Origin of the sequence: Bacillus sp. FSL M8-0266 (genome assembly GCF_038613425.1) — a bacterium.
In the GTDB taxonomy this organism is placed as follows: domain Bacteria; phylum Bacillota; class Bacilli; order Bacillales; family Bacillaceae; genus Bacillus; species Bacillus pumilus.
Genome location: NZ_CP152015.1, coordinates 2,365,900 through 2,388,082, shown reverse-complemented (window position 1 = coordinate 2,388,082; position 22,183 = coordinate 2,365,900). Strand labels below are relative to the sequence as shown.

Below are 22,183 nucleotides of genomic sequence, written 5' to 3'. Positions count from 1 at the left end.
ATGTACACTTAATACCAACCATCATTCTGGAGGGATCAGCTCGTGGAAAGAATTTCATGGAATCAATATTTTATGGCGCAAAGCCATTTGCTTGCTTTACGAAGCACTTGTGAGCGGTTAGCTGTTGGGGCGACCATCGTCAGAGACAAGCGTATCATTGCAGGGGGATATAATGGCTCAATTGCTGGTGATGTCCATTGTGCAGATGTGGGATGCTATGTCATTGATCATCACTGCGTTCGCACCATCCATGCGGAAATGAACGCTATTTTACAATGTGCCAAATTTGGTGCACCTACAGCCGATGCTGAAATATATGTCACACATTTTCCTTGTTTGCAGTGCTGTAAAGCCATTATTCAAGCAGGTATTCGAACCGTGTACTATGCAAAGGATTATAAAAATCACCCATACGCCATTGATTTATTTGAGCAGGCAGGCGTTCAAACGGAACAAGTTGAACTCGATGAAATGATCATTGACTTAAAAAATCAAGAAAAATTAGCCTTTGTTGCAGATTTAATTGGCAAACTAAGTGAATCAGGACTTAGTGAATCAGAAATTCGCGATATGCATGAGAAGGCGAATCAATTATTTACTTCCTATGTTTAATTATTTGCCGTTTGGGGCAATTTCAGCAGCAGTTGGAATTGCTCTGGCTGCATATCATCTTCAGATGTATTTCCTTCTCTTTCTTCTCATCATTTTACTTCTCAGCCTACTGAAAAAAATTCCCAAACTCTTTCTCATGATCAGCCTATGTGGAGCTGTCTATACTCTTATTTTTATGGTTCATGAGTTTTTTGAAACGGATCAACCTGTTCAAGAAAAATTCTTTTCCGGCTCTGTTGTGATTGAAACGATTCCGAAAACAGATGGCAATCGTTTTTCGGCAACTGTGTCAACAGAAGATGACCGGTTAGCCGCTTTCTATACCATTCAAACAGAGCGTGAAAAAGAGACGTTAAAAGACGTAGAGCCAGGTATGAGCTGTCATATGACAGGTGAAGTTCGGGCGCCTAAACACGCAACCATTCCTAACGGGTTTCAATACGATCAATTTCTAAAATCAAAAGGCATTCGCGCTATTTTCTTACCGCAGTCAATCAAAGGCTGTACAAAAAATGATCGTCCTTCCTATTATCTTCAAATGATGAGGCAAAAGGGCTTAAAATTTTTAGAAGATCATGTGCCGAAAAACTCTGTAGGTATTGTACAGGCTCTTATTTTTGGAGACCGAGAATTGATTGATCCTGACACGCTAAGAGACTATCAAATGCTCGGCATTATTCATCTGTTAGCGATCTCAGGGCTGCATGTGCAAACGCTTCTTGCATGTTTATTTTGGTGTCTGCTTCGTGCCGGTGTGACAAGAGAGACAGCGCGTCTTCTTCTATTATGCTTTCTGCCTGTTTATGCTTGTTTGACAGGTGCTGCACCATCTGTTTTAAGAGCCTGCCTCATGGCAGGAATCTATTTAGTGATGACAAGCCTTCCAAAAGAAATGAAACAGCCTTCTGCTGTCGTATTAAGCGCAACGTTTTTATTCTTATTAGCGATTCATCCTTTATATCTATTCGATATCGGATTTCAGCTTTCATTCGTGGTAACGTTTTTTATTTTGTTATCGACCAGAATCTTATCACAAGCGAAAAGCGCAGTGATGCAGTTATTCCTTATCTCCTTTGTTGCACAGCTTGCCTCGCTTCCTGTTCTTTTATATCATTTTCAGCAATTTTCTTTGCTGAGCATCCCATTGAATATGATATTTGTCCCTTTTTATACAACAGTTGTCCTGCCTCTGTCCTTACTCTTTTATCTTTTGTCTATCATTTATCTTCCGCTTGGACAAGTGTTGTTCCAGCTGCTTGATTCGGTCATCCAGCTAAGTCATCAGTTGTCAGCATATATGGCAGTTTTTGATGGGTTCAACTTGATTTTTATGAAATCGACTTGGTGGCATATTCTACTTGAAGTGAGCGCCATTGTTTTTTTGCTGTTTGTGATGGAGTGCAAAATGTCCGTGAAATCTTATGCCGTGCCGATTATATTACTCATTGGTGTCTTGAGTGCACACTATTTCACCCCGAATTTTCTCCAAAAAGGAGAGGTCACGATGCTGGATGTCGGACAAGGGGATAGTTTGTTTATTCAGCTCCCTTACCGAAAGGGACATCTACTTGTGGACACAGGTGGCAGACTTTCTTTTGATGATGAACCATGGAAAAAAAGACGTAAAGTGTCTACGATCGGTGATCAAACACTAATCCCGTTTTTCCATTCAAAAGGTATAGCAAAACTGGATGTGCTGATTCTCACGCATGCAGATCAAGACCACATGGGAGAGGCAGTTCGTTTAATCAAGCGAAATAAAGTAAGGCGGCTGGCCATACCAAAAGGTTTTGCCCGAAGTCCAGAGGATGCAAAGCTGCTAAAAGAAGCAGCTGAAAAAGGGATTATAATTGATGAATTAGAAAGAGGAGATCAGCTCCAAGTTGGAGAGCATATATTTGAGGTTCTTCACCCTTCGCAAGACCGGGTGACAAGTAAGAACAATGATTCACTTGTTCTAGCTTTTACTCTTGGCGGGAAACGCTTTCTGTTCACTGGAGACCTTGAACATGAAGGGGAACGAGATATTATAGAAGCCTATCCTCACCTGCGAGCAGATGTCTTAAAGGTTGGGCATCATGGGAGCAAAGGGTCAACAAGTGATGAGTGGCTTCGGCATCTGGAGCCGTCGCATGCACTCATTTCGGCTGGTGAACGCAATCGTTATCAGCATCCTCATCAGGAAGTCTTGAAAAAACTAAAGGATCATCAAACGAAGGTGTACCGCACAGATCGAGATGGGAGTGTGACCTTTGAATTTCTTGAGGAGAAAGGAACGTTTTACACGCATCCTCCATATGATATCTTACAAAATCAATAAAAAAAACTGCCAAAACGGCAGTCATGTAACATTCATGAAGTTAAGATCCAACGAGGTGTATAATGGTTGCCAAAATAAACATTGAGGCGAAAAATCCGAATGTGACGATAAAACCAACAGCTGAGTCGATCGCATCATTTCGCTTGCTTTGAACATTTTTTTCAAATTCATTCATTTTCATCCCTCCTGGCTAATTTTAGTATACTTGAACTCATTTGGAATTGCTAGAACGTAAAGTAACCGTTTTCCATTTTCATGATCATTTTATGAATATCGTCTGAAGCAAGTTGACCCGGGAGCTTGCACCAGACGTTTACTATAAATGAGGAGGCGGCACTTTCAGCTTCCTCTTTACTAATGTCTCAACACACTTTAGGATAGAGGAGGAAGTGAAAGAGAGGGATTCAATTTATGGTCTTTGAGGTTTGGAATAATTTAAAAAGAGGGGATATCCATCCCGTTTATTGCTTATATGGAAAAGAAACGTATTTACTGCAAGAAACAGCAGCTAAATTAAGACAAGCTGTAGTAGACGAGGAGACAAAGGATTTTAATTACTCCGTCTTTGATATGGAAGAGGTGCCGCTTGAACAGGCTGTGACAGATGCAGAAACCTTTCCGTTTATGGGAGAAAGGCGTCTCGTTTTGATCAAGAACCCTTATTTTCTTACAGCGGAAAAGAAAAAGGAGAAGATTGAGCATGAGCTTTCTCTGTTAGAAGCTTATTTAGAAAAACCGGCGCCTTATACCATTCTCGTCTTATTAGCACCATATGAAAAGCTGGATGAACGGAAGAAAATCACCAAATTGTTAAAAAAGAAAGCGGCTATGGTTGAGGCAAAAGAGTTAAACCCAAAAGAAACAACGGATTTCACCATTACACTGGTGAAAACAGAAGGAAAGGCGATGACATCTGAAGCGGCTGAGCAGCTTGTGATGCTGTGCGGCGGGAGCCTATCCTCATTGTTTCAAGAGGTCAAGAAGCTAAGTACATATATTGGAGAGCGAGAAGAAATTGAATTAAAGGATGTCAATCAGCTCGTTGCAAGAAGCTTAGAGCAGAATATTTTCGAATTAATTAACCAAATTGTCAACAGACGCCGCTCTCAGGCCATGCAGATGTTTTATGATTTGCTGAAACAAAATGAAGAACCCATTAAAATATTAGCACTTATATCCACTCAATTTCGTTTGATTTTGCAGACTAAGTATTTCGCTCAGCAAGGATATGGGCAAAAACAAATTGCTTCAAATCTAAAAGTCCACCCATTCCGCGTCAAACTTGCTATGGATCAGGCAAAGCTGTTTTCAGAAGAAGAGCTGAAGCAGATTGTCAAAGAGCTATCAACGATCGATTATGAAATGAAAACCGGTAAAAAGGACAAGCAGCTATTGCTAGAATTGTTTCTGCTTCGCCTATTAGGCGCTTGAACATAAAAAAACGACCTTCTAAAAAGAGGGTCGTTTTTGTTTAGATGTATAATTGTCAGTCTGTCCTAATGGCAAAGCCGGTCAGGACGGACGTACAGTTAAACAGTTGCCTCATTACTGAGGCGTTGCAAGCATTATGCAGAAAGTCCGTTTACTTGTTTAGCAAGTCTTGACTTGTAACGCGCAGCTGCGTTTTTGTGTACAAGACCAGTTTTAACGGCTTTGTCAATGCGTTTTGCAGCAGAAGAAAGAGCAGCTTTTGCTTGCTCAGCATCGTTGTTAGCTACAGAAACTTCAACTTGTTTAATCGCAGTACGCATCGCAGACTTGATTGTTACGTTGTGTGCACGGCGTTCGTTATTCGTTTTTGTACGTTTGATCGCTGATTTAATATTTGGCATGTGTTTCACCTCCTAAGATACAACCTAAACACAATTGTCTTAAGGTTAAATCTTCACAATAGAACAAGTTGTATTCTATCAAACACACCTTTAGAATGCAATATAAATGTAAAGTATTTTTCATTGATGAAGCGCTCGAATGTTTCTTTCAAGAGATGGAAAGACTACTGTTAATTACTTGGTGGAAGGAGTCTTTTTATGGAGAAACAGAAACTTGATTTAAGTGCTTATCAAATTCGGACAGACTTGGCTGTTGAAACAAAAGAGATACTAGAACAAGAGAACGATCCGAATGTTGTCAAAAAGGATGGAATTCAAGGGATTGTCGAAAAGGAAAAAGAGGAGCACGGCATCCGTATACGCACGGTGGAGATCACGAAAGAAGGGGAGGCGCTGACCAGCAAAAAGGCAGGAACATACTTGACACTTGAGGCTCAGGGCATTCGGGAGAAAGATTCTGAGATGCAGGAAAAAGTTGTCGAAGTCTTTGCCCATCATTTTGCTCAGTTTTTAAAAGATCGAGGCATTCAGACTGATGCGAGCTGTCTTGTAGTAGGACTAGGAAACTGGAATGTCACGCCAGATGCGCTAGGTCCGCTCACGGTTGAAAGTCTGCTTGTGACCCGTCATCTTTTTGAATTGCAGCCGGAAAATGTACAGGAAGGCTACCGCCCAGTGTCTTCTTTATCACCGGGAGTGATGGGACTGACTGGTATTGAAACAAGCGACATTATACAAGGCGTGATCGAGAGGTCCAAACCCGATTTTGTCATTGCAATCGATGCCCTTGCTGCTCGTGCAGTGGAACGGGTGAATACCACGATTCAAATCTCTGATACAGGTATCCATCCCGGTTCAGGTGTAGGGAATAAGCGAAAAGAATTAAGCAAAGAAACGTTGGGAATTCCAGTGATTGCGATTGGTGTTCCAACAGTGGTAGATGCAGTCACCATTGCAAGTGACACAATTGATTATGTCTTAAAGCATTTTGGTAGAGAACTGAAAGATGACCGGCCGTCCCGCTCTCTTGTGCCGGCTGGTTTGACGTTCGGGAAGAAAAAAGTACTAAACGAAGAAGATTTACCAGATGAAGAAACACGTCAATCTTTCTTAGGTATTGTAGGAACTCTTCCAGAAGAAGAGAAGCGGCAACTGATCCATGAAGTGCTTGCACCGCTAGGGCAAAATTTAATGGTGACGCCTAAGGAAGTGGATACATTCATTGATGATATGGCAAACGTGCTCGCCAATGGATTAAACACAGCGCTTCATCAAAAAATCTCTCAAGATAACATGGGTTCTTATAATCATTAATTAGTTCTACTTTCTCTAGCTCGCTCATAGTGTAATTACTAGAAAGCGTGCTGGAGGGAGTAAATCATGAAAAAAAGACCCCGCCGTCCTCGACAGTTGGTCGTTGCGATTAATGGAACAAAAGTAGTGAAAAGCATTTTCTTATTTATAGCCTCGCTTGTTGTAGTGTTTGTGATGTCAGGGGCGTTAACATCTTTAAAGCCGGAGCTGAGGCCACAAGCCTCGCTATATGGTGTAGCAGATGAGCTTTCCGGGGCGTTTTTCGCCACATTAATGGGCATGGAAAACCAATATTTCGCCTCAGCCGTCCCGAAAGATCAAAAAGGGTTTCATTTCTCTGGACTGTCACTCAAGCTTGCGACCAGTATCAATTTAGAAGACCCGCGTAGTTTTCTAGGGAGAGAACTTCCAGGCTTTGAACATTTTGATACAAAAATCATCTTAGCGGGTGAAGGAACAGACTATACCAACATGCCAATGGAATCGCCGCCACCAAGTGAAGTCATTCAAGATGAAAAAGAAGCAAATTTGGCAGAGCTGGACAAGCTCGACAAAGATGTGCCAAAAAAGCCTGCGAAAGAGCCGGACCGGTCGACAGGAAAACGAAAAGCTGTGTACATTTACCACACACATAATACGGAATCATATTTACCATTTTTAAAAGGAGAAACGAATCCAAACAATGCACGGCACTCAAAAGTGAATGTCACCCTTGTCGGCGACATGTTCGGAAAGGCGCTTGATCAGCAAGGAATCGGGAATACGGTTGACAAAACAGAAGTTGAAAAACGGCTTCTCCAAAAAGGGTTAAAGTATCCCCAGTCTTATAATGAATCAAGACTGGTCGTAAAAGAAGCCTTAGCGAAAAATGATGACCTCGAATATTTAATTGATATCCACCGTGATTCAAGAAGAAAGAAAGATACCACTGTCGAGATCAAAGGAAAGAAATATGCGAGAATTGCGTTTGTTGTGGGGAAGAAGAATCAAAGCTATGAGAAAAACCTTAAGCTTGCGACGGAGTTCCACCATTTAATGGAGAAAAAATATAAAGGGCTCAGTGTCGGTGTGTTTGCCAAAGGCGAAATTGGTGATAATGGAATTTATAATCAAGATTTATCCGACAAAGCCCTTCTTTTAGAATTTGGCGGAGTGGATAATAATATGGAAGAATTGAAAAATGCATCCAATGCAGCAGCTGATGTCTTCAGTGATATATTCTGGGATGCGGAAAAAGTAAACGGCAAAGCAAAGGATGAGAAAAAACGCTCTTAAGGTGGTGACGGTGCATGGGATCATTTATTGGAAAAACCATTATTTTAGGACTGGTCTTGCTATTTGGCGTCTTTTTAGGAATGCAGCAGGCAAATAATGGCATGCTGCAAATGAAGGGTTACCATGACCCGCAATTAAAAGGCGCTTTCTCCATCCAAATGAACGATGACGAAGAACGAGAAGCCTCTATCTTAGGAACAGCTGTTACAGAAAAGGATCTTGCCGAAAAACAAAAGCAGCTTGAGGAAATAGAGAGCTTTAATGCTTTCTCCAAGGCAGGGAAGGCGTTGTCTGATGGCATGACACATGCAGCTCGTTCTCTTTATGATTGGGTGAATGGGAAATAAACAAATCAACACCATATGACTAAAGCCGCTAATCAATGAGCGGCTTTTCTTGATTTCGATTGAATCTTTACAGCCCTATTGATATAATCTAACCTAGCGCAACCCGCGTTTTATAGTAGGAGTGATAGATTGTGACAGATAAAGAAAAACGATTAGAACGGCAATCAAGAATTCGAAATTTCTCCATTATCGCCCATATTGACCATGGGAAATCCACATTGGCCGACCGTATTTTAGAAAAAACAGCGGCGATTACGCAGCGAGAAATGAAAGAACAATTACTTGATTCCATGGACTTAGAGCGTGAACGCGGCATAACGATTAAATTAAACTCTGTCCAGCTGAAATATAAGGCGAAGGATGGAGAAGAATATATTATGCACCTGATTGATACACCAGGGCATGTCGACTTCACCTATGAGGTATCTCGAAGCCTTGCTGCCTGTGAAGGTGCGATTCTCGTAGTAGATGCAGCACAAGGAATTGAAGCACAGACACTTGCGAACGTTTATTTGGCTCTTGATAACAACTTAGAAATTCTTCCGATTATCAATAAAATTGATCTGCCAAGTGCAGAGCCTGAGCGTGTAAGAGAAGAAATTGAAGATGTCATCGGGTTGGATGCGTCTGAAGCTGTTCTCACCTCTGCTAAGGCGGGTATTGGGATCGAAGATATTTTAGAACAAATCGTCGAAAAGGTGCCAGCACCTGCTGGAGACCCAGAAGCACCGCTTCAAGCTCTTATATTTGATTCTCTCTACGATGCGTATCGCGGCGTTATTGCGTACATACGAATTGTGGAAGGAACCGTCAGACCAGGTCAGAAAATCAAAATGATGGCGACGGGCAAAGAATTTGAAGTGCTTGAAGTCGGCGTATTCACACCAAAAGCCATGCCGACAGATGAACTCACTGTTGGAGATGTTGGCTACTTAATAGCAGCGATTAAAAATGTTGGCGATACACGTGTGGGGGATACGATCACAAGTGCGGAGAACCCAGCGAAAGAAGCACTGCCAGGATACAGAAAGCTGAACCCAATGGTTTACTGCGGTCTTTATCCGATTGACACAGCGAAATATAACGACTTACGTGAAGCGCTAGAAAAGCTTGAATTAAATGATTCTTCACTTCAATATGAGGCAGAGACGTCCCAAGCACTTGGCTTCGGTTTCCGCTGCGGCTTTCTTGGAATGCTTCATATGGAAATCATCCAAGAACGGATTGAACGTGAATTTAAAATCGATCTCATTACAACAGCACCAAGTGTTATTTACGATGTGTATATGACAGACGGAGAAAAAATCATCGTCGATAACCCATCCAATCTGCCTGATCCGCAAAAGATTGAGAAAATTGAAGAACCATACGTGAAAGCAACAATGATGGTGCCGAATGACTATGTAGGCTCTGTCATGGAGCTTTGCCAAGGAAAGCGCGGACATTTCATTGATATGCAATACCTTGATGCAAACCGAGTGAGCATTGTGTACGAAATTCCTTTGGCGGAGATCGTGTATGAATTCTTTGATATGCTCAAGTCCAACACAAAAGGCTATGCGTCCTTTGACTATGAGTTGATTGGCTATCGTCCGTCTACTCTAGTGAAAATGGACATCATGCTGAATGGTGAAAAAATCGATGCCCTTTCCTTTATTGTTCACCGCGATTACGCCTATGAACGAGGCAAGATCATCGTAGAAAAGCTGAAAGAACTCATTCCACGCCAGCATTTTGAAGTACCAGTTCAAGCAGCGATTGGACAAAAAATCGTGGCTCGTTCTACCATTAAAGCGATGCGTAAAAACGTACTTGCTAAATGTTATGGCGGAGACATTTCCCGGAAAAGAAAGCTTCTTGAGAAGCAAAAAGAAGGGAAAAAGCGCATGAAACAAGTGGGCTCTGTTGAAGTCCCGCAAGAAGCATTTATGGCTGTGCTGAAGATGGACGACAGCACACCGAAAAAATAACAACCTCCTCAAGGCAACCTGCTTTACAATGTCAGCCTTGGCGTTTATAGTCGAAAACAAACAAAGGTGCCGCAGCGATAAACTGCGGCTCTTTACCTGTAAAGAAGGTGTCATCAAATGAAAGCAGCATACATTCACATTCCATTTTGTGAGCACATTTGCCACTATTGTGATTTCAATAAATTTTTCATTAAAACGCAGCCAGTCGATGAATACTTAGCGGCTCTTGAAAAAGAGATGCAGCACACGATCGAGCAAAAGGGCGAGCAAGAACTAAAGACGATCTTTATTGGCGGGGGAACTCCGACATCATTGACCGTCAGCCAGCTGGACCAGCTTATGAACAGTATTCACCGTGTGTTAAAGCCGGCAAAAAACCTGGTTGAATTTGCAGTTGAAGCGAATCCAGATGAATTATCACTCGAGAAGCTGCATGTGTTAAAAGAAGCCGGTGTCAATCGGCTAAGTTTTGGCGTCCAAACCTTTGAAGATGATTTACTCAAAAAAATCGGACGAGTTCATCAAAAGAAAGATGTTCTCACGTCTTTCGAGCGAGCAAGAGATATTGGATTTGACAACATAAGCCTTGACCTCATGTTTGGCTTGCCGCATCAAGAAAAGCATCATGTCATGAATTCACTTGAGACAGCTTTCTCATTAGGAGCAGAGCATTATTCTGTCTACTCACTGATTGTGGAGCCGAAAACGGTGTTTTACAACTTAATGCAAAAAGGAAAACTGCATTTACCGCCGCAAGAACGTGAGGCTGAAATGTATGAGCTTGTGATGGATGAAATGGAGCGCCATGGATTACATCAATACGAAATCAGCAATTACGCCAAACCTGGCTTTGAAAGCCAGCATAACCTGACCTATTGGAGCAATGAAGACTACTTCGGTTTCGGTGCAGGGGCGCACGGGTATGTAGATGGCATCCGAAATGTGAACGCAGGACCAGTGAAGCATTACTTGGAACTGATTGAGCAAACTGGGTTCCCATATAAAGAAACTCATCAAGTCACAAAAACAGAGCAGATAGAAGAAGAAATGTTTTTAGGCCTCCGAAAAATCGAAGGGGTGAAAAGTGCCGACTTCCAAGCCAAATATGGTGCTTCACCAGAAGCTCTCTTTCCCTCGGTTCTTGAAGAATTAGAAGAAAAAGGTCTCATTGTAAAAGATGACATTGGAATTCGTTTAACAAAAAAAGGGAAATTGTTAGGAAATGAAGTATTTCAAGCGTTTCTCGGTGAGTTATAATTGACATTTTAATTTGAGTTTGGTAATTTTGTTTATACAATTAGCACTCGTTGAAAGAGAGTGCTAACAGGGGTGATGATGATGTTAACAAATCGTCAGCTTTTGATTCTGCAAGTCATCATTAATGACTTTATTCGTTCGGCGCAGCCAGTTGGGTCAAGGACTCTTTCTAAAAAAGAGGACATCACATTCAGCTCTGCAACGATTAGAAACGAAATGGCTGATTTGGAGGAACTTGGTTTTATCGAAAAGACTCATTCTTCATCAGGAAGAATTCCTTCAGAAAAAGGATATCGTTATTATGTAGATCATTTGCTCTCTCCGCGAAAACTGTCGTCTAAAGATCTTGTGCTTATCCAGTCGGCTTTTCAGGAGAAAATTTTTGAGCTGGAAAAAACAGTTCAAAAATCGGCGGAAATTTTATCAGATCTCACAAACTATACATCGATCGTGCTTGGTCCAAAGCTGAGTGAAAATCGATTAAAGCAAATTCAGCTTGTCCCCGTTCAGCTAAACAAAGCAGTAGCGATCATGATTACAGACAGCGGACATGTTGAAAACAAAACCATTACCTTCTCTGAGCATCTCGATGTCTCCGATATTGAGAAGCTGATGAATATTTTGAATAGCCGCTTAGCTGGCGTTCCAATGGACCAGTTGAAGGACAGGATGTATAAAGAAGTGGTCATGCTTCTGCGCACACATTTAAAAGATTATGATCACATTTTAGATGCGCTTGGTAACACATTTACATCGACACAAAATGAATCAAAACTTTTCTTTGGCGGGAAGATTAATATGTTGAATCAGCCTGAATTTCATGACATCGACCGCATTCGCTCACTCATGATGCTGATTGAGCAAAAGAATGATGTCATGCAGCTGTTTCATCCAAATCAGCAAGGTATCACCATTAAAATCGGTTCGGAAAACAATTTAGAAGCAATGGAGAACTGCAGTTTGATCACAGCGACTTATTCGATTGATCAAAAATCACTCGGCTCCATTGCCGTCATCGGACCAACCCGCATGGATTACGGGCGAGTCGTTAGTCTTTTGCATCATGTATCAAAAGACTTGTCAAACGCACTTTCCAATTTGTATGATGAGTAGGGTGATAAAAAGATAGGGGCACAGCCCCTTCGTATTCTTGAATCTTTTGAGGGAGGTGAACACAATGTCAGAAGAAAAACAGACACCTGAGCAAGAAGCAGAGGTTGAAGCACAAGAAGAAGCAGTTCAAGCAGATACTGAGGAAGTAGCGCATGATGAACAGTCTGCCTTCCAAGAGAAAATCGATGAATTGCAGCAACTTCTAGATGAAAAAGAAAACAAAATTCTGCGTGTTCAAGCAGATTTTGAAAACTATAAACGCCGTGCTCGAACTGAAGTGGAGACCGTGCAAAAATATCGTTCTCAACATGTTGTCAGCGATCTTCTCCCAGCTCTTGACAACTTTGAAAGAGCACTTGGAATTGATCCAGACAACGAGCAGGCGAAAAGCTTGTTAGAAGGAATGCAAATGGTTTACCGCCAGCTGGTAGAAGCGTTGAAAAATGAAGGCGTTGAACCAATTGAAGCTGTCGGCAAAGAGTTCGATCCAAACCTTCATCAAGCCGTCATGCAAGTTGAAGATGAAAACTTCGATTCAAACATCGTAGTAGAAGAATTGCAAAAGGGCTATAAACTCAAAGACCGAGTTATTCGTCCATCAATGGTAAAAGTAAATCAATAACTACATAATGGGAGGTCATCGATTATGAGTAAAATCATTGGGATTGACTTAGGAACAACAAACTCATGTGTTGCAGTACTTGAAGGCGGAGAGCCAAAAGTCATTGCAAACGCTGAAGGAGCACGTACAACGCCATCTGTTGTCGCTTTTAAAAATGGAGAGCGTCAAGTGGGTGAAGTAGCGAAACGCCAATCAATTACAAACCCGAACACAATCATGTCTGTTAAAAGACATATGGGTACAGATTATAAAGTAGAAGTTGAAGGCAAGAACTATACACCGCAGGAAATCTCTGCAATCATTCTTCAACATCTTAAATCTTACGCTGAAGGCTACCTTGGCGAAGAAGTAACAAAAGCTGTTATCACAGTTCCTGCTTACTTCAACGATGCAGAACGTCAAGCTACAAAAGATGCTGGTAAAATTGCTGGTCTTGAAGTAGAACGTATCATCAACGAACCAACAGCAGCTGCACTTGCTTATGGTTTAGATAAAACAGATGAAGATCAAACGATTCTTGTATACGACCTTGGCGGCGGTACATTTGACGTATCAGTCCTTGAGCTTGGAGACGGCGTCTTTGAAGTACGCTCAACTGCTGGGGACAACCGACTAGGTGGAGACGATTTTGACCAAGTGATCATTGATCACTTAGTAGCTGAATTCAAAAAAGAAAATGGCATTGACCTTTCAAAAGATAAAATGGCGCTTCAGCGTTTAAAAGATGCTGCTGAAAAAGCGAAAAAAGATCTTTCTGGTGTATCTTCTACACAAATCTCACTGCCATTTATCACAGCTGGAGATGCAGGTCCTCTTCACCTTGAATTAACGCTAACACGTGCTAAATTCGAAGAGCTTTCTGCAGATCTTGTAGAGCGTACAATGACACCTGTACGTCAATCATTGAAAGATGCTGGTCTATCTGCTAACGAGATTGATAAAGTCATCCTTGTTGGTGGATCAACTCGTATTCCTGCAGTACAAGAAGCAATCAAAAAAGAAACAGGCAAAGAGCCTCATAAAGGTGTAAACCCTGATGAAGTGGTTGCTCTTGGTGCGGCGATTCAAGGTGGAGTCATCACAGGAGATGTCAAAGACGTTGTTCTACTTGACGTAACACCACTTTCTTTAGGAATTGAAACAATGGGCGGCGTATTCACAAAGCTGATTGAACGTAATACAACAATTCCAACAAGTAAATCTCAAGTATTCTCAACGGCTGCTGACAACCAAACAGCGGTAGACATCCATGTCCTGCAAGGTGAGCGCCCAATGGCAGCAGACAACAAAACATTAGGTCGTTTCCAATTGACTGACATTCCGCCAGCACCACGCGGCGTACCACAAATCGAAGTATCTTTTGATATCGATAAAAACGGTATTGTCAACGTACGTGCGAAAGATATGGGTACAGGCAAAGAGCAAAACATCACAATCAAATCTTCTTCAGGTCTTTCTGATGATGAGATCGAAAAAATGGTCAAAGAAGCAGAAGAAAATGCTGAAGCAGATGCGAAGAAAAAAGAAGAAATCGAAGTGCGCAATGAAGCAGATCAATTAGTGTTTACAACTGAAAAAACATTAAAAGATCTAGAAGGCAAAATCGATGAAGAGCAAGTGAAGAAAGCAAACGACGCGAAAGATGCACTAAAGGCTGCGATCGAAAAAGGCGAGCTTGAAGACATCAAAGCGAAAAAAGATGAGCTGCAAACAATCGTTCAAGAACTAACGACAAAGCTCTATGAAGAAGCTGCAAAACAAGCACAAGCTCAGCAAGAAGGCGCTGAAGGTGCTCAAAAAGCAGATGACAATGTAGTGGATGCAGAATACGAAGAAGTAAACGACGATCAAGAGAAAAAATAATCACCTTTACTTTTGAAAAAGACTGCTGAAACGTATTCGTCAGAAAGTCAAAGTCAGGATCTCTTGGCTTTGACTTTTTTTCTTTCCAACGATGAAAGCAATTGAAAAAGGTCAAATCAAAATGATACAATCGTACTTATGTGAGAAAATCGGGAGTGTGAAGAGATGAGTAAGCGTGATTACTATGAAGTGCTTGGCGTGAGTAAGAGCGCCTCAAAAGACGAGATCAAAAAGGCATACCGCAAGCTTTCAAAAAAGTATCACCCTGATATTAATAAAGAAGCTGGCTCAGATGAGAAATTCAAAGAAGTAAAAGAAGCCTATGAAACCCTTTCTGACGATCAAAAACGTTCGCAGTATGACCAGTTCGGTCATACCGATCCAAACCAAGGCTTTGGCGGCGGCGGTTTTGGCGGAGGAGGAGACTTTGGCGGCTTCGGCGGCTTTGATGACATCTTCTCTAGTATTTTTGGCGGTGGAGCCAGAAGAAGAGATCCAAATGCACCGCGTCAAGGAGCAGACTTGCAATATACAATGACGCTTTCATTTGAAGAAGCAGCATTTGGGAAAGAAGCAACGATTGAAATCCCTCGCGAGGAATCATGTGAAACATGTCATGGTTCAGGGGCAAAGCCTGGGACAGAAGCGAAGACTTGTTCACATTGCGGCGGCTCTGGTCAATTAAATGTTGAGCAGTCAACTCCGTTTGGTAAAGTGGTCAACCGCAGAGTATGTAACTACTGTAGCGGAACAGGAAAACAAATCGATCACAAATGTTCTACATGCGGCGGCTCTGGTAAAGTGCGTAAGCGTAAGAAAATCAATGTGACGATCCCAGCTGGTGTTGACGATGGTCAGCAGCTCAGAGTGTCTGGTCAAGGGGAACCAGGTGTAAATGGAGGACCTCCAGGCGATCTATTTGTTGTGTTCCATGTGCGTTCGCATGAATTCTTTGAACGTGACGGAGATGATATTTACTGCGAAATGCCGTTAACCTTTGCACAGGCTGCATTAGGTGACGAAATTGAAGTGCCGACATTACACGGTAAAGTGAAATTAAAAGTCCCTGCTGGCACGCAAACTGGCACAAAGTTTAGACTCAAAGGAAAAGGTGTGAAAAATGTACGCGGCTATGGCCAAGGCGATCAGCATATCGTTGTACGAGTCGTCACACCAACAAATTTAACGGACAATCAAAAAGATATCATTAGAAAATTTGCTGAAGTGAGCGGAAATAAACCGGACGAACAAGAAATGAGCTTCTTCGATAAGGTAAAACGCGCATTTAAAGGCGAGTAAGACGGATAAGGAGTTGGTAGTATTGAAGTGGTCAGAAATTAGCGTCCATACAACAAATGAAGCGGTGGAACCAATCACCAATATTTTGCATGAAGCAGGTGCGAGTGGTGTCGTGATTGAGGACCCGCTTGATTTAGTCAAGGAACGTGAAAATGTATACGGTGAGATCTACCAGCTCGATCCGAATGACTATCCTGAAGAAGGGGTCATCGTCAAAGCCTATCTTCCAATGAACAGCTTTTTAATGGAAACGGTAGATGAGATCAAAGAAGCCATTAACAATCTTCTTCTATACGATATTGACCTTGGACGAAATACGCTGTCTATCTGTGAAGTAAATGAAGAAGAATGGGCCACCGCATGGAAGAAATACTATCATCCTGTGAAAATCTCTGAAAAATTCACCATCGTTCCGACATGGGAAGAATATACACCGGTTCATTCTGATGAACTGATTATTGAAATGGACCCAGGAATGGCATTTGGAACAGGGACACATCCAACAACCGTTCTTTGTATTCAGGCGCTTGAGCGCTATGTGAAGGAAAACGATACGGTGATTGATGTTGGAACAGGCTCTGGGATTTTAAGTGTGGCAGCAGCGATGGTTGGTGCAAAGGACATTCAAGCCTTTGATCTCGACACCGTTGCGGTTGAAAGTGCAAAGCAAAACATTGAGCTAAATGGTGTAAGCGAACAAGTGACGGTCAAGCAAAACAACTTACTTGATGGGATTTCAGGTGAACGAGATGTGATCGTTGCCAACATTCTCGCAGAAGTGATTTTGCGCTTTACAGATCAAGCCTATGACTTATTGAAGAAAGACGGCTATTTCATTACATCAGGCATCATTGGACAAAAGAAATTACAAGTCAAAACAGCATTAGAAGAAGCAGGTTTTGACATTGTTGAAGTGCTGTCAATGGAAGATTGGGTCAGCATTATAGCGAAAAAATAAAGCGAGTAGGTGTCAGGACACGTATGCAACGATATTTTATCGACCTCACGAAAGAAGAAGTGATCGCAAAGGGATCTATCGTCATCAATGGTGAAGATGTACATCACCTTTCCAACGTCATGCGCATGAAAGCAGGGCAGGAAATCCTTTGCTTAACGACAGACGGCTTTGAAGCGCTCAGTAAAATTGATACAATAACAAAGGAAGAAGTCATTTGTCACGTTGAAGGCTGGACAAATCAGGACAGAGAGCTTCCGGTAAGAGTAACAATTGCGAGCGGTCTCCCAAAAGGAGATAAGCTTGAGCTGATTATCCAAAAAGGCACAGAGCTTGGCGCAAGCGCATTTATCCCGTTTCAAGCGGCTCGTTCTATTACAAAACTTGACCAAAAGAAGTCACATAAAAAACGAGAGCGCTGGGAGAAAATCGCGAAAGAAGCAGCTGAACAGTCCTACCGGAATATCATTCCTCGTGTTGATCCAGTATCAACATTTAAAGAGCTGACTCAATTAGCTGGTGAATTCGATAAATGTGTCGTTGCATACGAAGAATCATCGAAAGAAGGAGAGCAAAGCCGCTTTCAAACTGTGCTCCAACAGATGAAAGGCGGACAAACCTTGCTAGTGGTTTTTGGCCCTGAAGGCGGTTTGGCAGAAAAGGAGATTGAAGCGCTTGAAACGCTTGGTGCAGTCATTTGCGGGCTCGGACCACGCATTTTAAGAACAGAAACAGCTCCTCTTTACGCGCTTTCTGCTATATCTTATCAAACAGAGTTATTAAGAGGTGAATCATGATGGGAACAGTAGCGTTCCATACACTTGGCTGTAAGGTCAATCACTATGAAACAGAAGCGATCTGGCAGCTGTTTAAAGAAGCAGGCTATGAAAGAAAAGAGTACGAATCAAAAGCAGACGTATATGTCATTAATACATGTACGGTCACGAATACTGGCGATAAAAAAAGCCGCCAAGTCATTAGAAGAGCCATTCGTCATAACCCGGATGGTGTCATTTGTGTAACAGGCTGTTATGCGCAAACATCTCCAGCAGAAATCATGGCGATTCCTGGTGTTGATATTGTCGTGGGAACACAAGACAGACATAAATTACTCGGTTACATTGAAGAATATCGCAGAGAAAGACAGCCGATTAATGGGGTTGGAAATATTATGAAAGCACGTGTGTTTGAAGAACTCGATGTTCCTGCTTTTACAGACAGAACACGTGCGTCATTAAAAATCCAAGAAGGCTGTAACAATTTCTGTACATTCTGCATTATTCCTTGGGCTCGCGGACTTCTTCGTTCTCGTGATCCAGAAGAGGTCATCAACCAAGCGCAGCAACTTGTGGATGCCGGCTATAAAGAAATTGTATTAACAGGTATTCACACAGGCGGATACGGAGAAGACTTAAAGGATTATAACTTTGCAAAGCTTCTGAAAGAATTAGATGAACGTGTCAGCGGCTTAAAACGAATTCGTATTTCATCTATCGAAGCAAGTCAAATTACAGATGAAGTGATAGAAGTGCTTGATCAGTCAGATAAGATTGTCAGACATCTTCACATCCCGCTTCAATCTGGCTCTAATACAGTGCTGAAAAGAATGCGCCGTAAATATACGATGGAATTCTTTGCAGAGCGTTTAACAAAGCTGAAAAAAGCATTGCCAGGTCTTGCTGTCACCTCTGATGTGATTGTAGGATTCCCTGGAGAAACAGAAGAAGAGTTTTTGGAAACATACAATTTTGTCAAAGACCATCAATTCTCTGAACTGCACGTATTCCCTTACAGCAAACGTACAGGTACGCCAGCTGCAAGAATGGAAGATCAAGTGGATGAAAATGTGAAAAACGAACGTGTCCACCGCTTGATCGCTCTTTCTGACCAGCTTGCGAAAGAATACGCATCAGCTTATGAAGGAGATGTCCTAGAGATTATTCCGGAAGAATCCTTCAAAGAACAAGAAGGAAAGCACAATCTTTATGTGGGCTATACAGATAACTATATGAAGGTTGTTTTTGAAGGAACAGAGGACATGATCGGCCGTTTGGTCAAAGTGAAAATTACGAAAGCGGGTTATCCTTATAACGAAGGACAATTCGTTCGTATGAGCGATGAAGTACAAACAGACAAAGTGAGAATGACCTCATAATCAATAAAACACCGGCTGCCAAAAGGGCAAGCCGGTGTTTTATTTTGATTGATTCGGTAACAGACATAAAATCAATGTGTGAAATGGACGGATGAATGGGAAGAAAAGCAAAGAGCTTGCCACATTAAACAGCAGGCTGAAGTGCGCAATTTGCTGGGCTGGAGCGTTTGCAAGAAGGGCGACGAATTCTGTCATCATGGCGAGAAATGGGAGACATAAAAGCACTCCGAGCACATTAAACAAAACGTGTGCATAAGCCGTTTGACGTGCTGCATAGCCGCCAGATATGGCAGCCATTACGGCTGTAATACAAGTCCCAATATTGGACCCTAACACAAAGCTGATCCCTTCCTGAAGCCCAACCGTTCCTTCATTCATAAATCCCATTAAAATGCCGATACAGACGGAGCTCGAATGAACAATCGCTGTGAAAATAGTGCCAGAAAGCAGCGCCGTCCAGTCAGAATGCTGCATCATTTCGAGAAAGCGCAGTGTCTCAGGCTGACTTGTCATCATACCTGCAATTTTAGAAAAGCCTTGAATACAAAAAAAGATCATACCGAGTCCAAATATACTTTTTCCTGCATGCCTAAAAGATTTTTTGCCTAACATCATGCATATCAGACCAGCTAGGATTAAGACCCACATGAAAACATCCATTTTAATGGCGATAAATTCTGTTGTAAACGTAGAGCCAATATTGGTACCAAGAATCATTGGAATGGATTTTTTAAAAGAGAGAATACCTGTACTGACAAAGCCAATCACGATGACCATAAACGCTGAACTGCTTTGAAGAATTCCTGTAAATACGATGCTGACTAAGAATGCTTTTACCGGATGATCTGTAAAGAGAAGAAGTGATTTCTCAATACGAGACGACGCAAGCGCCATTAATCCTTTTCTCAGCAAACCCATTGACCATAAAAAAATGAAAATAAGTGCACAAAAATAAATGATCGCCATCATAGAAAAGTCCTCCTCTTACCAATGAATATATGGACTTGTCTACCTGCTCATGACGAAAATATATTTCCAAATCACTTAGTTGACCTCGCACTAGGCTTATATTATAATATCTAGGTACATGTTTTGCATGTATATCTTTTTTTAATGCAGTCGATTGGTGTATTCGGAGGGAGGGAAAGAGAATGTCAAAAACGGTCGTTAGAAAAAACGAATCGCTTGAAGATGCTCTTCGTCGCTTTAAACGCAGTGTATCCAAAACTGGAACATTGCAAGAAGCAAGAAAGCGTGAATTTTATGAAAAGCCTAGCGTAAAGCGCAAGAAAAAGTCTGAAGCTGCTAGAAAACGTAAATTCTAAAGAGGGTGGATTTTATGAGTCTTCTTGAGCAATTAAATTCTGATATGAAGCTTTTTATGAAAAACCGTGAGAAAGACAAGCTTGTTGTCATTCGGATGGTTAAGGCTTCGCTCCAAAATGAAGCAATTAAGCTTAAGAAAGACAGTTTGACCGGCGATGAGGAACTAACCGTCCTTTCCCGCGAGATTAAGCAACGTAAAGACTCCCTCCATGAATTTTCGAAAGCTAATCGCTTAGATTTAGTAGATAAAGTTCAAAAAGAGATTGACATCTTAGACGTTTATTTACCTGAACAGCTTTCTGAAGAAGAACTGCAAACGATCGTGAAAGAAACGATCGCTGAAACAGGTGCATCATCGAAGACTGATATGGGTAAAGTCATGAGCGCTATTATGCCAAAAGTAAAAGGTAAAGCTGATGGAGCTGTCATTAACAGACTTGTCAGCGAACAGCTGTCTCAATAAAAAAGTATCCTTCTATTGTTAGAAGGGTACTTTTTTTATACCTTCATCATTCTGTCATATAAAAATGAAACCTATGATACATTTGTAACGTATGTAAAGGAACGGTAAAATGGAAGATAGAGAGGAGGGATTACCAAATAGATGAAAAAAATAAAAATTTCTATTGCTCTCTTCAGTTGTTTTATAATATGCTTATTATTAGGGGTTCAATTGACCGCGAAATCAGTAGATCAAAAAGTTCATGTTATCCCAATTGAAGATACAGTAGAAAAAGGACTTTCTCAATTTATTGAACGATCATTTGAGCAGGCAAAGTCCGAACGAGCGAAACATATCATTCTAGACATCAATACACCAGGTGGTGCAGTCGATGCGGCGCTTGAGATCGCAGATACCATTCGTGCGTCTGATATTCCTGTGACAGCCTTTGTGAATCATAGAGCGCTTTCTGCTGGGGCATTCCTTGCACTAAATGCCGACGATATTTATATGACCCCAAATGGAAAGATGGGGGCTGCTGCGATCATTGATGGAGAAGGCAATGCTGCCGACCAAAAATCTGAATCGCTATGGCTTGCTGAAATGAGTGACGCTGCCGAAAAGCAGGGGCGTGATCCAAAGTATGCACTTGCAATGGCAGATGTAGATATAGACGCAAAAGAAGCTGGTGCACCAAAAGGAGAATTGCTCACCTTCAACACAGACCGTGCGCTTCAATTCGGTTATGCAGAAGGGGAAGCGAAAAATATGGATGACTTGCTTCAGAAGCTGAAGTTAGCCGACGCTTCTGTTCAATACGATGAAGTGAGCTTTGCTGAAAAGGTTGCGCGCTTTCTCACGCACCCGATCGTCATTCCAATCCTTTTATCCATCGCAAGCTTAGGGTTAATTGTTGAGCTCTATTCTCCTGGCTTTGGGATTCCAGGCACGATGGGAGTGACAGCGCTTCTTTTATTCTTTTATGGTCATCTCGTGGCTGGTTTTGCAGGATATGAGACGTTGTTCCTGTTTTTAGCAGGGATATTGCTCATGATTCTGGAATTGTTTTTGCCGGGGGGAATCGTAGGTGTCATTGGACTGATCTGTGTGGTTGTCAGCTTGTTTTTAGCAGCTGGAAGCTTTACAGAAATGGCGATTTCCATCTTGATTGCCACTGCTGTTTCAATCATAGCAGTTATTATATTGACAAAGGTGTTGGGGAAACGTATGAAATTTTTCAAAAAGTTCATTTTAACCGATTCAACCAATAAGGAAAGCGGTTATGTCTCAAATGAAACAAGAGAAGATCTTGTTGGGCAAATCGCGGTGACAGCAACCGCACTTCGTCCGTCAGGTACAATAGTATTTGGAGATGAGCGCATTGATGTTGTATCAGAAGGTGCATTCATCGATAAGGATGAACAAGTAAAAATTGTGAAAGCGGAAGGCTCACGCATTGTCGTGAGGAAAGTATAGATAAC

Annotated in this window: 21 protein-coding genes; 18 read left to right on the top strand and 3 right to left on the bottom strand. The window is 41.8% G+C overall.

Annotated elements, in window-relative coordinates; genetic code table 11:
* The first annotated feature begins 42 nt into the window (after positions 1-42).
* Positions 43-612 carry a ComE operon protein 2 gene (locus tag MKY83_RS12170; RefSeq protein WP_044139437.1) on the top strand — a complete coding sequence of 190 codons (570 nt, stop codon included), beginning with the start codon at positions 43-45 and terminating at the stop codon, positions 610-612.
* Positions 605-2,932 carry a DNA internalization-related competence protein ComEC/Rec2 gene (locus tag MKY83_RS12165; protein ID WP_065098451.1) on the top strand — a complete coding sequence of 776 codons (2,328 nt, stop codon included), beginning with the start codon at positions 605-607 and terminating at the stop codon, positions 2,930-2,932. The genes MKY83_RS12170 and MKY83_RS12165 overlap by 8 nt, the downstream gene beginning before the upstream one ends.
* Positions 2,933-2,972: 40 nt before the next feature.
* Here the strand turns inward: MKY83_RS12165 and MKY83_RS12160 are convergent, their stop codons facing one another.
* Positions 2,973-3,107, bottom strand: a complete 135-nt coding sequence (locus MKY83_RS12160) for a YqzM family protein (RefSeq protein WP_003217416.1) — start codon at positions 3,105-3,107, stop codon at positions 2,973-2,975.
* 236 nt (positions 3,108-3,343) lie between these two features.
* Here MKY83_RS12160 and holA point away from each other — a divergent pair, with 236 nt between their 5' ends.
* Positions 3,344-4,363 (top strand): DNA polymerase III subunit delta, encoded by a 1,020-nt coding sequence (gene holA / locus MKY83_RS12155; RefSeq protein WP_065098450.1) that lies wholly within the window; start codon positions 3,344-3,346, stop codon positions 4,361-4,363.
* Between the two features lie 134 nt (positions 4,364-4,497).
* Here the strand turns inward: holA and rpsT are convergent, their stop codons facing one another.
* Complete coding sequence (gene rpsT, locus MKY83_RS12150; protein ID WP_003217506.1) at positions 4,498-4,764, bottom strand: 30S ribosomal protein S20; 267 nt, start codon at positions 4,762-4,764, stop codon at positions 4,498-4,500.
* Positions 4,765-4,962: 198 nt separating this feature from the next.
* Between rpsT and gpr the strand changes: the two genes are divergently transcribed.
* The 12 genes from gpr (at position 4,963) to mtaB (ending at position 18,934) form a co-directional block, all read left to right on the top strand.
* The gene (gene gpr / locus MKY83_RS12145; protein WP_003217353.1) at positions 4,963-6,078 is read left to right on the top strand and encodes a GPR endopeptidase; all 1,116 of its coding nucleotides are present in this window, start codon (positions 4,963-4,965) and stop codon (positions 6,076-6,078) included.
* Positions 6,079-6,144: 66 nt separating this feature from the next.
* Positions 6,145-7,353, top strand: a complete 1,209-nt coding sequence (locus MKY83_RS12140; protein WP_034661367.1) for a stage II sporulation protein P — start codon at positions 6,145-6,147, stop codon at positions 7,351-7,353.
* 14 nt (positions 7,354-7,367) lie between these two features.
* On the top strand, positions 7,368-7,700 hold the full coding sequence (locus tag MKY83_RS12135; RefSeq protein WP_061408632.1) for a YqxA family protein: 333 nt from the start codon (positions 7,368-7,370) through the stop codon (positions 7,698-7,700).
* A gap of 131 nt (positions 7,701-7,831) precedes the next feature.
* Positions 7,832-9,670: a translation elongation factor 4 gene (gene lepA / locus MKY83_RS12130; protein WP_106065610.1), complete on the top strand. Its 1,839-nt coding sequence runs from the start codon at positions 7,832-7,834 to the stop codon at positions 9,668-9,670.
* A gap of 117 nt (positions 9,671-9,787) precedes the next feature.
* Positions 9,788-10,927 carry a radical SAM family heme chaperone HemW gene (hemW, locus tag MKY83_RS12125; RefSeq protein WP_342487379.1) on the top strand — a complete coding sequence of 380 codons (1,140 nt, stop codon included), beginning with the start codon at positions 9,788-9,790 and terminating at the stop codon, positions 10,925-10,927.
* An 81-nt stretch (positions 10,928-11,008) separates the two neighbouring features.
* Positions 11,009-12,040, top strand: a complete 1,032-nt coding sequence (gene hrcA / locus MKY83_RS12120; RefSeq protein ID WP_065098447.1) for a heat-inducible transcriptional repressor HrcA — start codon at positions 11,009-11,011, stop codon at positions 12,038-12,040.
* A 64-nt stretch (positions 12,041-12,104) separates the two neighbouring features.
* Positions 12,105-12,662, top strand: a complete 558-nt coding sequence (grpE, locus tag MKY83_RS12115) for a nucleotide exchange factor GrpE (RefSeq protein WP_044139427.1) — start codon at positions 12,105-12,107, stop codon at positions 12,660-12,662.
* A gap of 24 nt (positions 12,663-12,686) precedes the next feature.
* Positions 12,687-14,525 carry a molecular chaperone DnaK gene (dnaK, locus tag MKY83_RS12110; RefSeq protein WP_113767438.1) on the top strand — a complete coding sequence of 613 codons (1,839 nt, stop codon included), beginning with the start codon at positions 12,687-12,689 and terminating at the stop codon, positions 14,523-14,525.
* Positions 14,526-14,690: 165 nt separating this feature from the next.
* On the top strand, positions 14,691-15,824 hold the full coding sequence (dnaJ, locus tag MKY83_RS12105) for a molecular chaperone DnaJ (RefSeq protein ID WP_003217525.1): 1,134 nt from the start codon (positions 14,691-14,693) through the stop codon (positions 15,822-15,824).
* Between the two features lie 22 nt (positions 15,825-15,846).
* Positions 15,847-16,782 carry a 50S ribosomal protein L11 methyltransferase gene (gene prmA, locus MKY83_RS12100; RefSeq protein ID WP_003217481.1) on the top strand — a complete coding sequence of 312 codons (936 nt, stop codon included), beginning with the start codon at positions 15,847-15,849 and terminating at the stop codon, positions 16,780-16,782.
* Between the two features lie 23 nt (positions 16,783-16,805).
* Positions 16,806-17,576 carry a 16S rRNA (uracil(1498)-N(3))-methyltransferase gene (locus tag MKY83_RS12095; protein WP_044139424.1) on the top strand — a complete coding sequence of 257 codons (771 nt, stop codon included), beginning with the start codon at positions 16,806-16,808 and terminating at the stop codon, positions 17,574-17,576.
* The gene (gene mtaB, locus MKY83_RS12090; protein ID WP_185107322.1) at positions 17,576-18,934 is read left to right on the top strand and encodes a tRNA (N(6)-L-threonylcarbamoyladenosine(37)-C(2))-methylthiotransferase MtaB; all 1,359 of its coding nucleotides are present in this window, start codon (positions 17,576-17,578) and stop codon (positions 18,932-18,934) included. Before MKY83_RS12095 ends, mtaB begins: the two co-directional genes overlap by 1 nt.
* Positions 18,935-18,973: 39 nt before the next feature.
* Here mtaB and MKY83_RS12085 read toward each other — a convergent pair whose 3' ends face one another.
* A complete protein-coding gene (locus MKY83_RS12085; protein WP_003217427.1) occupies positions 18,974-19,903 on the bottom strand; it encodes a Na/Pi symporter in 930 nt (309 codons plus the stop codon).
* A gap of 182 nt (positions 19,904-20,085) precedes the next feature.
* Between MKY83_RS12085 and rpsU the strand changes: the two genes are divergently transcribed.
* The 3 genes from rpsU (at position 20,086) to MKY83_RS12070 (ending at position 22,178) form a co-directional block, all read left to right on the top strand.
* Positions 20,086-20,259, top strand: a complete 174-nt coding sequence (gene rpsU, locus MKY83_RS12080) for a 30S ribosomal protein S21 (protein WP_003152957.1) — start codon at positions 20,086-20,088, stop codon at positions 20,257-20,259.
* A gap of 14 nt (positions 20,260-20,273) precedes the next feature.
* Positions 20,274-20,723 carry a GatB/YqeY domain-containing protein gene (locus MKY83_RS12075; RefSeq protein ID WP_003217508.1) on the top strand — a complete coding sequence of 150 codons (450 nt, stop codon included), beginning with the start codon at positions 20,274-20,276 and terminating at the stop codon, positions 20,721-20,723.
* Positions 20,724-20,864: 141 nt separating this feature from the next.
* Entirely contained in the window at positions 20,865-22,178 is a 1,314-nt protein-coding gene (locus tag MKY83_RS12070) for a nodulation protein NfeD (RefSeq protein WP_044139420.1), read from the top strand.
* The last annotated feature ends 5 nt before the right edge of the window (positions 22,179-22,183 follow it).

Bases quoted from the DNA above. Each gene is read 5' to 3' on its own strand.
- hemW (WP_342487379.1), top strand. From the start codon at position 9,788: ATGAAAGCAGCATACATTCACATTCCATTTTGTGAGCACATTTGCCAC.
- rpsT (WP_003217506.1), bottom strand. From the start codon at position 4,764: ATGCCAAATATTAAATCAGCGATCAAACGTACAAAAACGAATAACGAA.
- MKY83_RS12160 (WP_003217416.1), bottom strand. From the start codon at position 3,107: ATGAATGAATTTGAAAAAAATGTTCAAAGCAAGCGAAATGATGCGATC.
- MKY83_RS12135 (WP_061408632.1), top strand. From the start codon at position 7,368: ATGGGATCATTTATTGGAAAAACCATTATTTTAGGACTGGTCTTGCTA.
- holA (WP_065098450.1), top strand. From the start codon at position 3,344: ATGGTCTTTGAGGTTTGGAATAATTTAAAAAGAGGGGATATCCATCCC.
- grpE (WP_044139427.1), top strand. From the start codon at position 12,105: ATGTCAGAAGAAAAACAGACACCTGAGCAAGAAGCAGAGGTTGAAGCA.
- MKY83_RS12140 (WP_034661367.1), top strand. From the start codon at position 6,145: ATGAAAAAAAGACCCCGCCGTCCTCGACAGTTGGTCGTTGCGATTAAT.
- mtaB (WP_185107322.1), top strand. From the start codon at position 17,576: ATGGGAACAGTAGCGTTCCATACACTTGGCTGTAAGGTCAATCACTAT.
- MKY83_RS12165 (WP_065098451.1), top strand. From the start codon at position 605: ATGTTTAATTATTTGCCGTTTGGGGCAATTTCAGCAGCAGTTGGAATT.
- hrcA (WP_065098447.1), top strand. From the start codon at position 11,009: ATGTTAACAAATCGTCAGCTTTTGATTCTGCAAGTCATCATTAATGAC.
- dnaK (WP_113767438.1), top strand. From the start codon at position 12,687: ATGAGTAAAATCATTGGGATTGACTTAGGAACAACAAACTCATGTGTT.
- dnaJ (WP_003217525.1), top strand. From the start codon at position 14,691: ATGAGTAAGCGTGATTACTATGAAGTGCTTGGCGTGAGTAAGAGCGCC.
- MKY83_RS12075 (WP_003217508.1), top strand. From the start codon at position 20,274: ATGAGTCTTCTTGAGCAATTAAATTCTGATATGAAGCTTTTTATGAAA.
- gpr (WP_003217353.1), top strand. From the start codon at position 4,963: ATGGAGAAACAGAAACTTGATTTAAGTGCTTATCAAATTCGGACAGAC.
- MKY83_RS12095 (WP_044139424.1), top strand. From the start codon at position 16,806: ATGCAACGATATTTTATCGACCTCACGAAAGAAGAAGTGATCGCAAAG.
- MKY83_RS12085 (WP_003217427.1), bottom strand. From the start codon at position 19,903: ATGATGGCGATCATTTATTTTTGTGCACTTATTTTCATTTTTTTATGG.
- MKY83_RS12070 (WP_044139420.1), top strand. From the start codon at position 20,865: ATGAAAAAAATAAAAATTTCTATTGCTCTCTTCAGTTGTTTTATAATA.
- rpsU (WP_003152957.1), top strand. From the start codon at position 20,086: ATGTCAAAAACGGTCGTTAGAAAAAACGAATCGCTTGAAGATGCTCTT.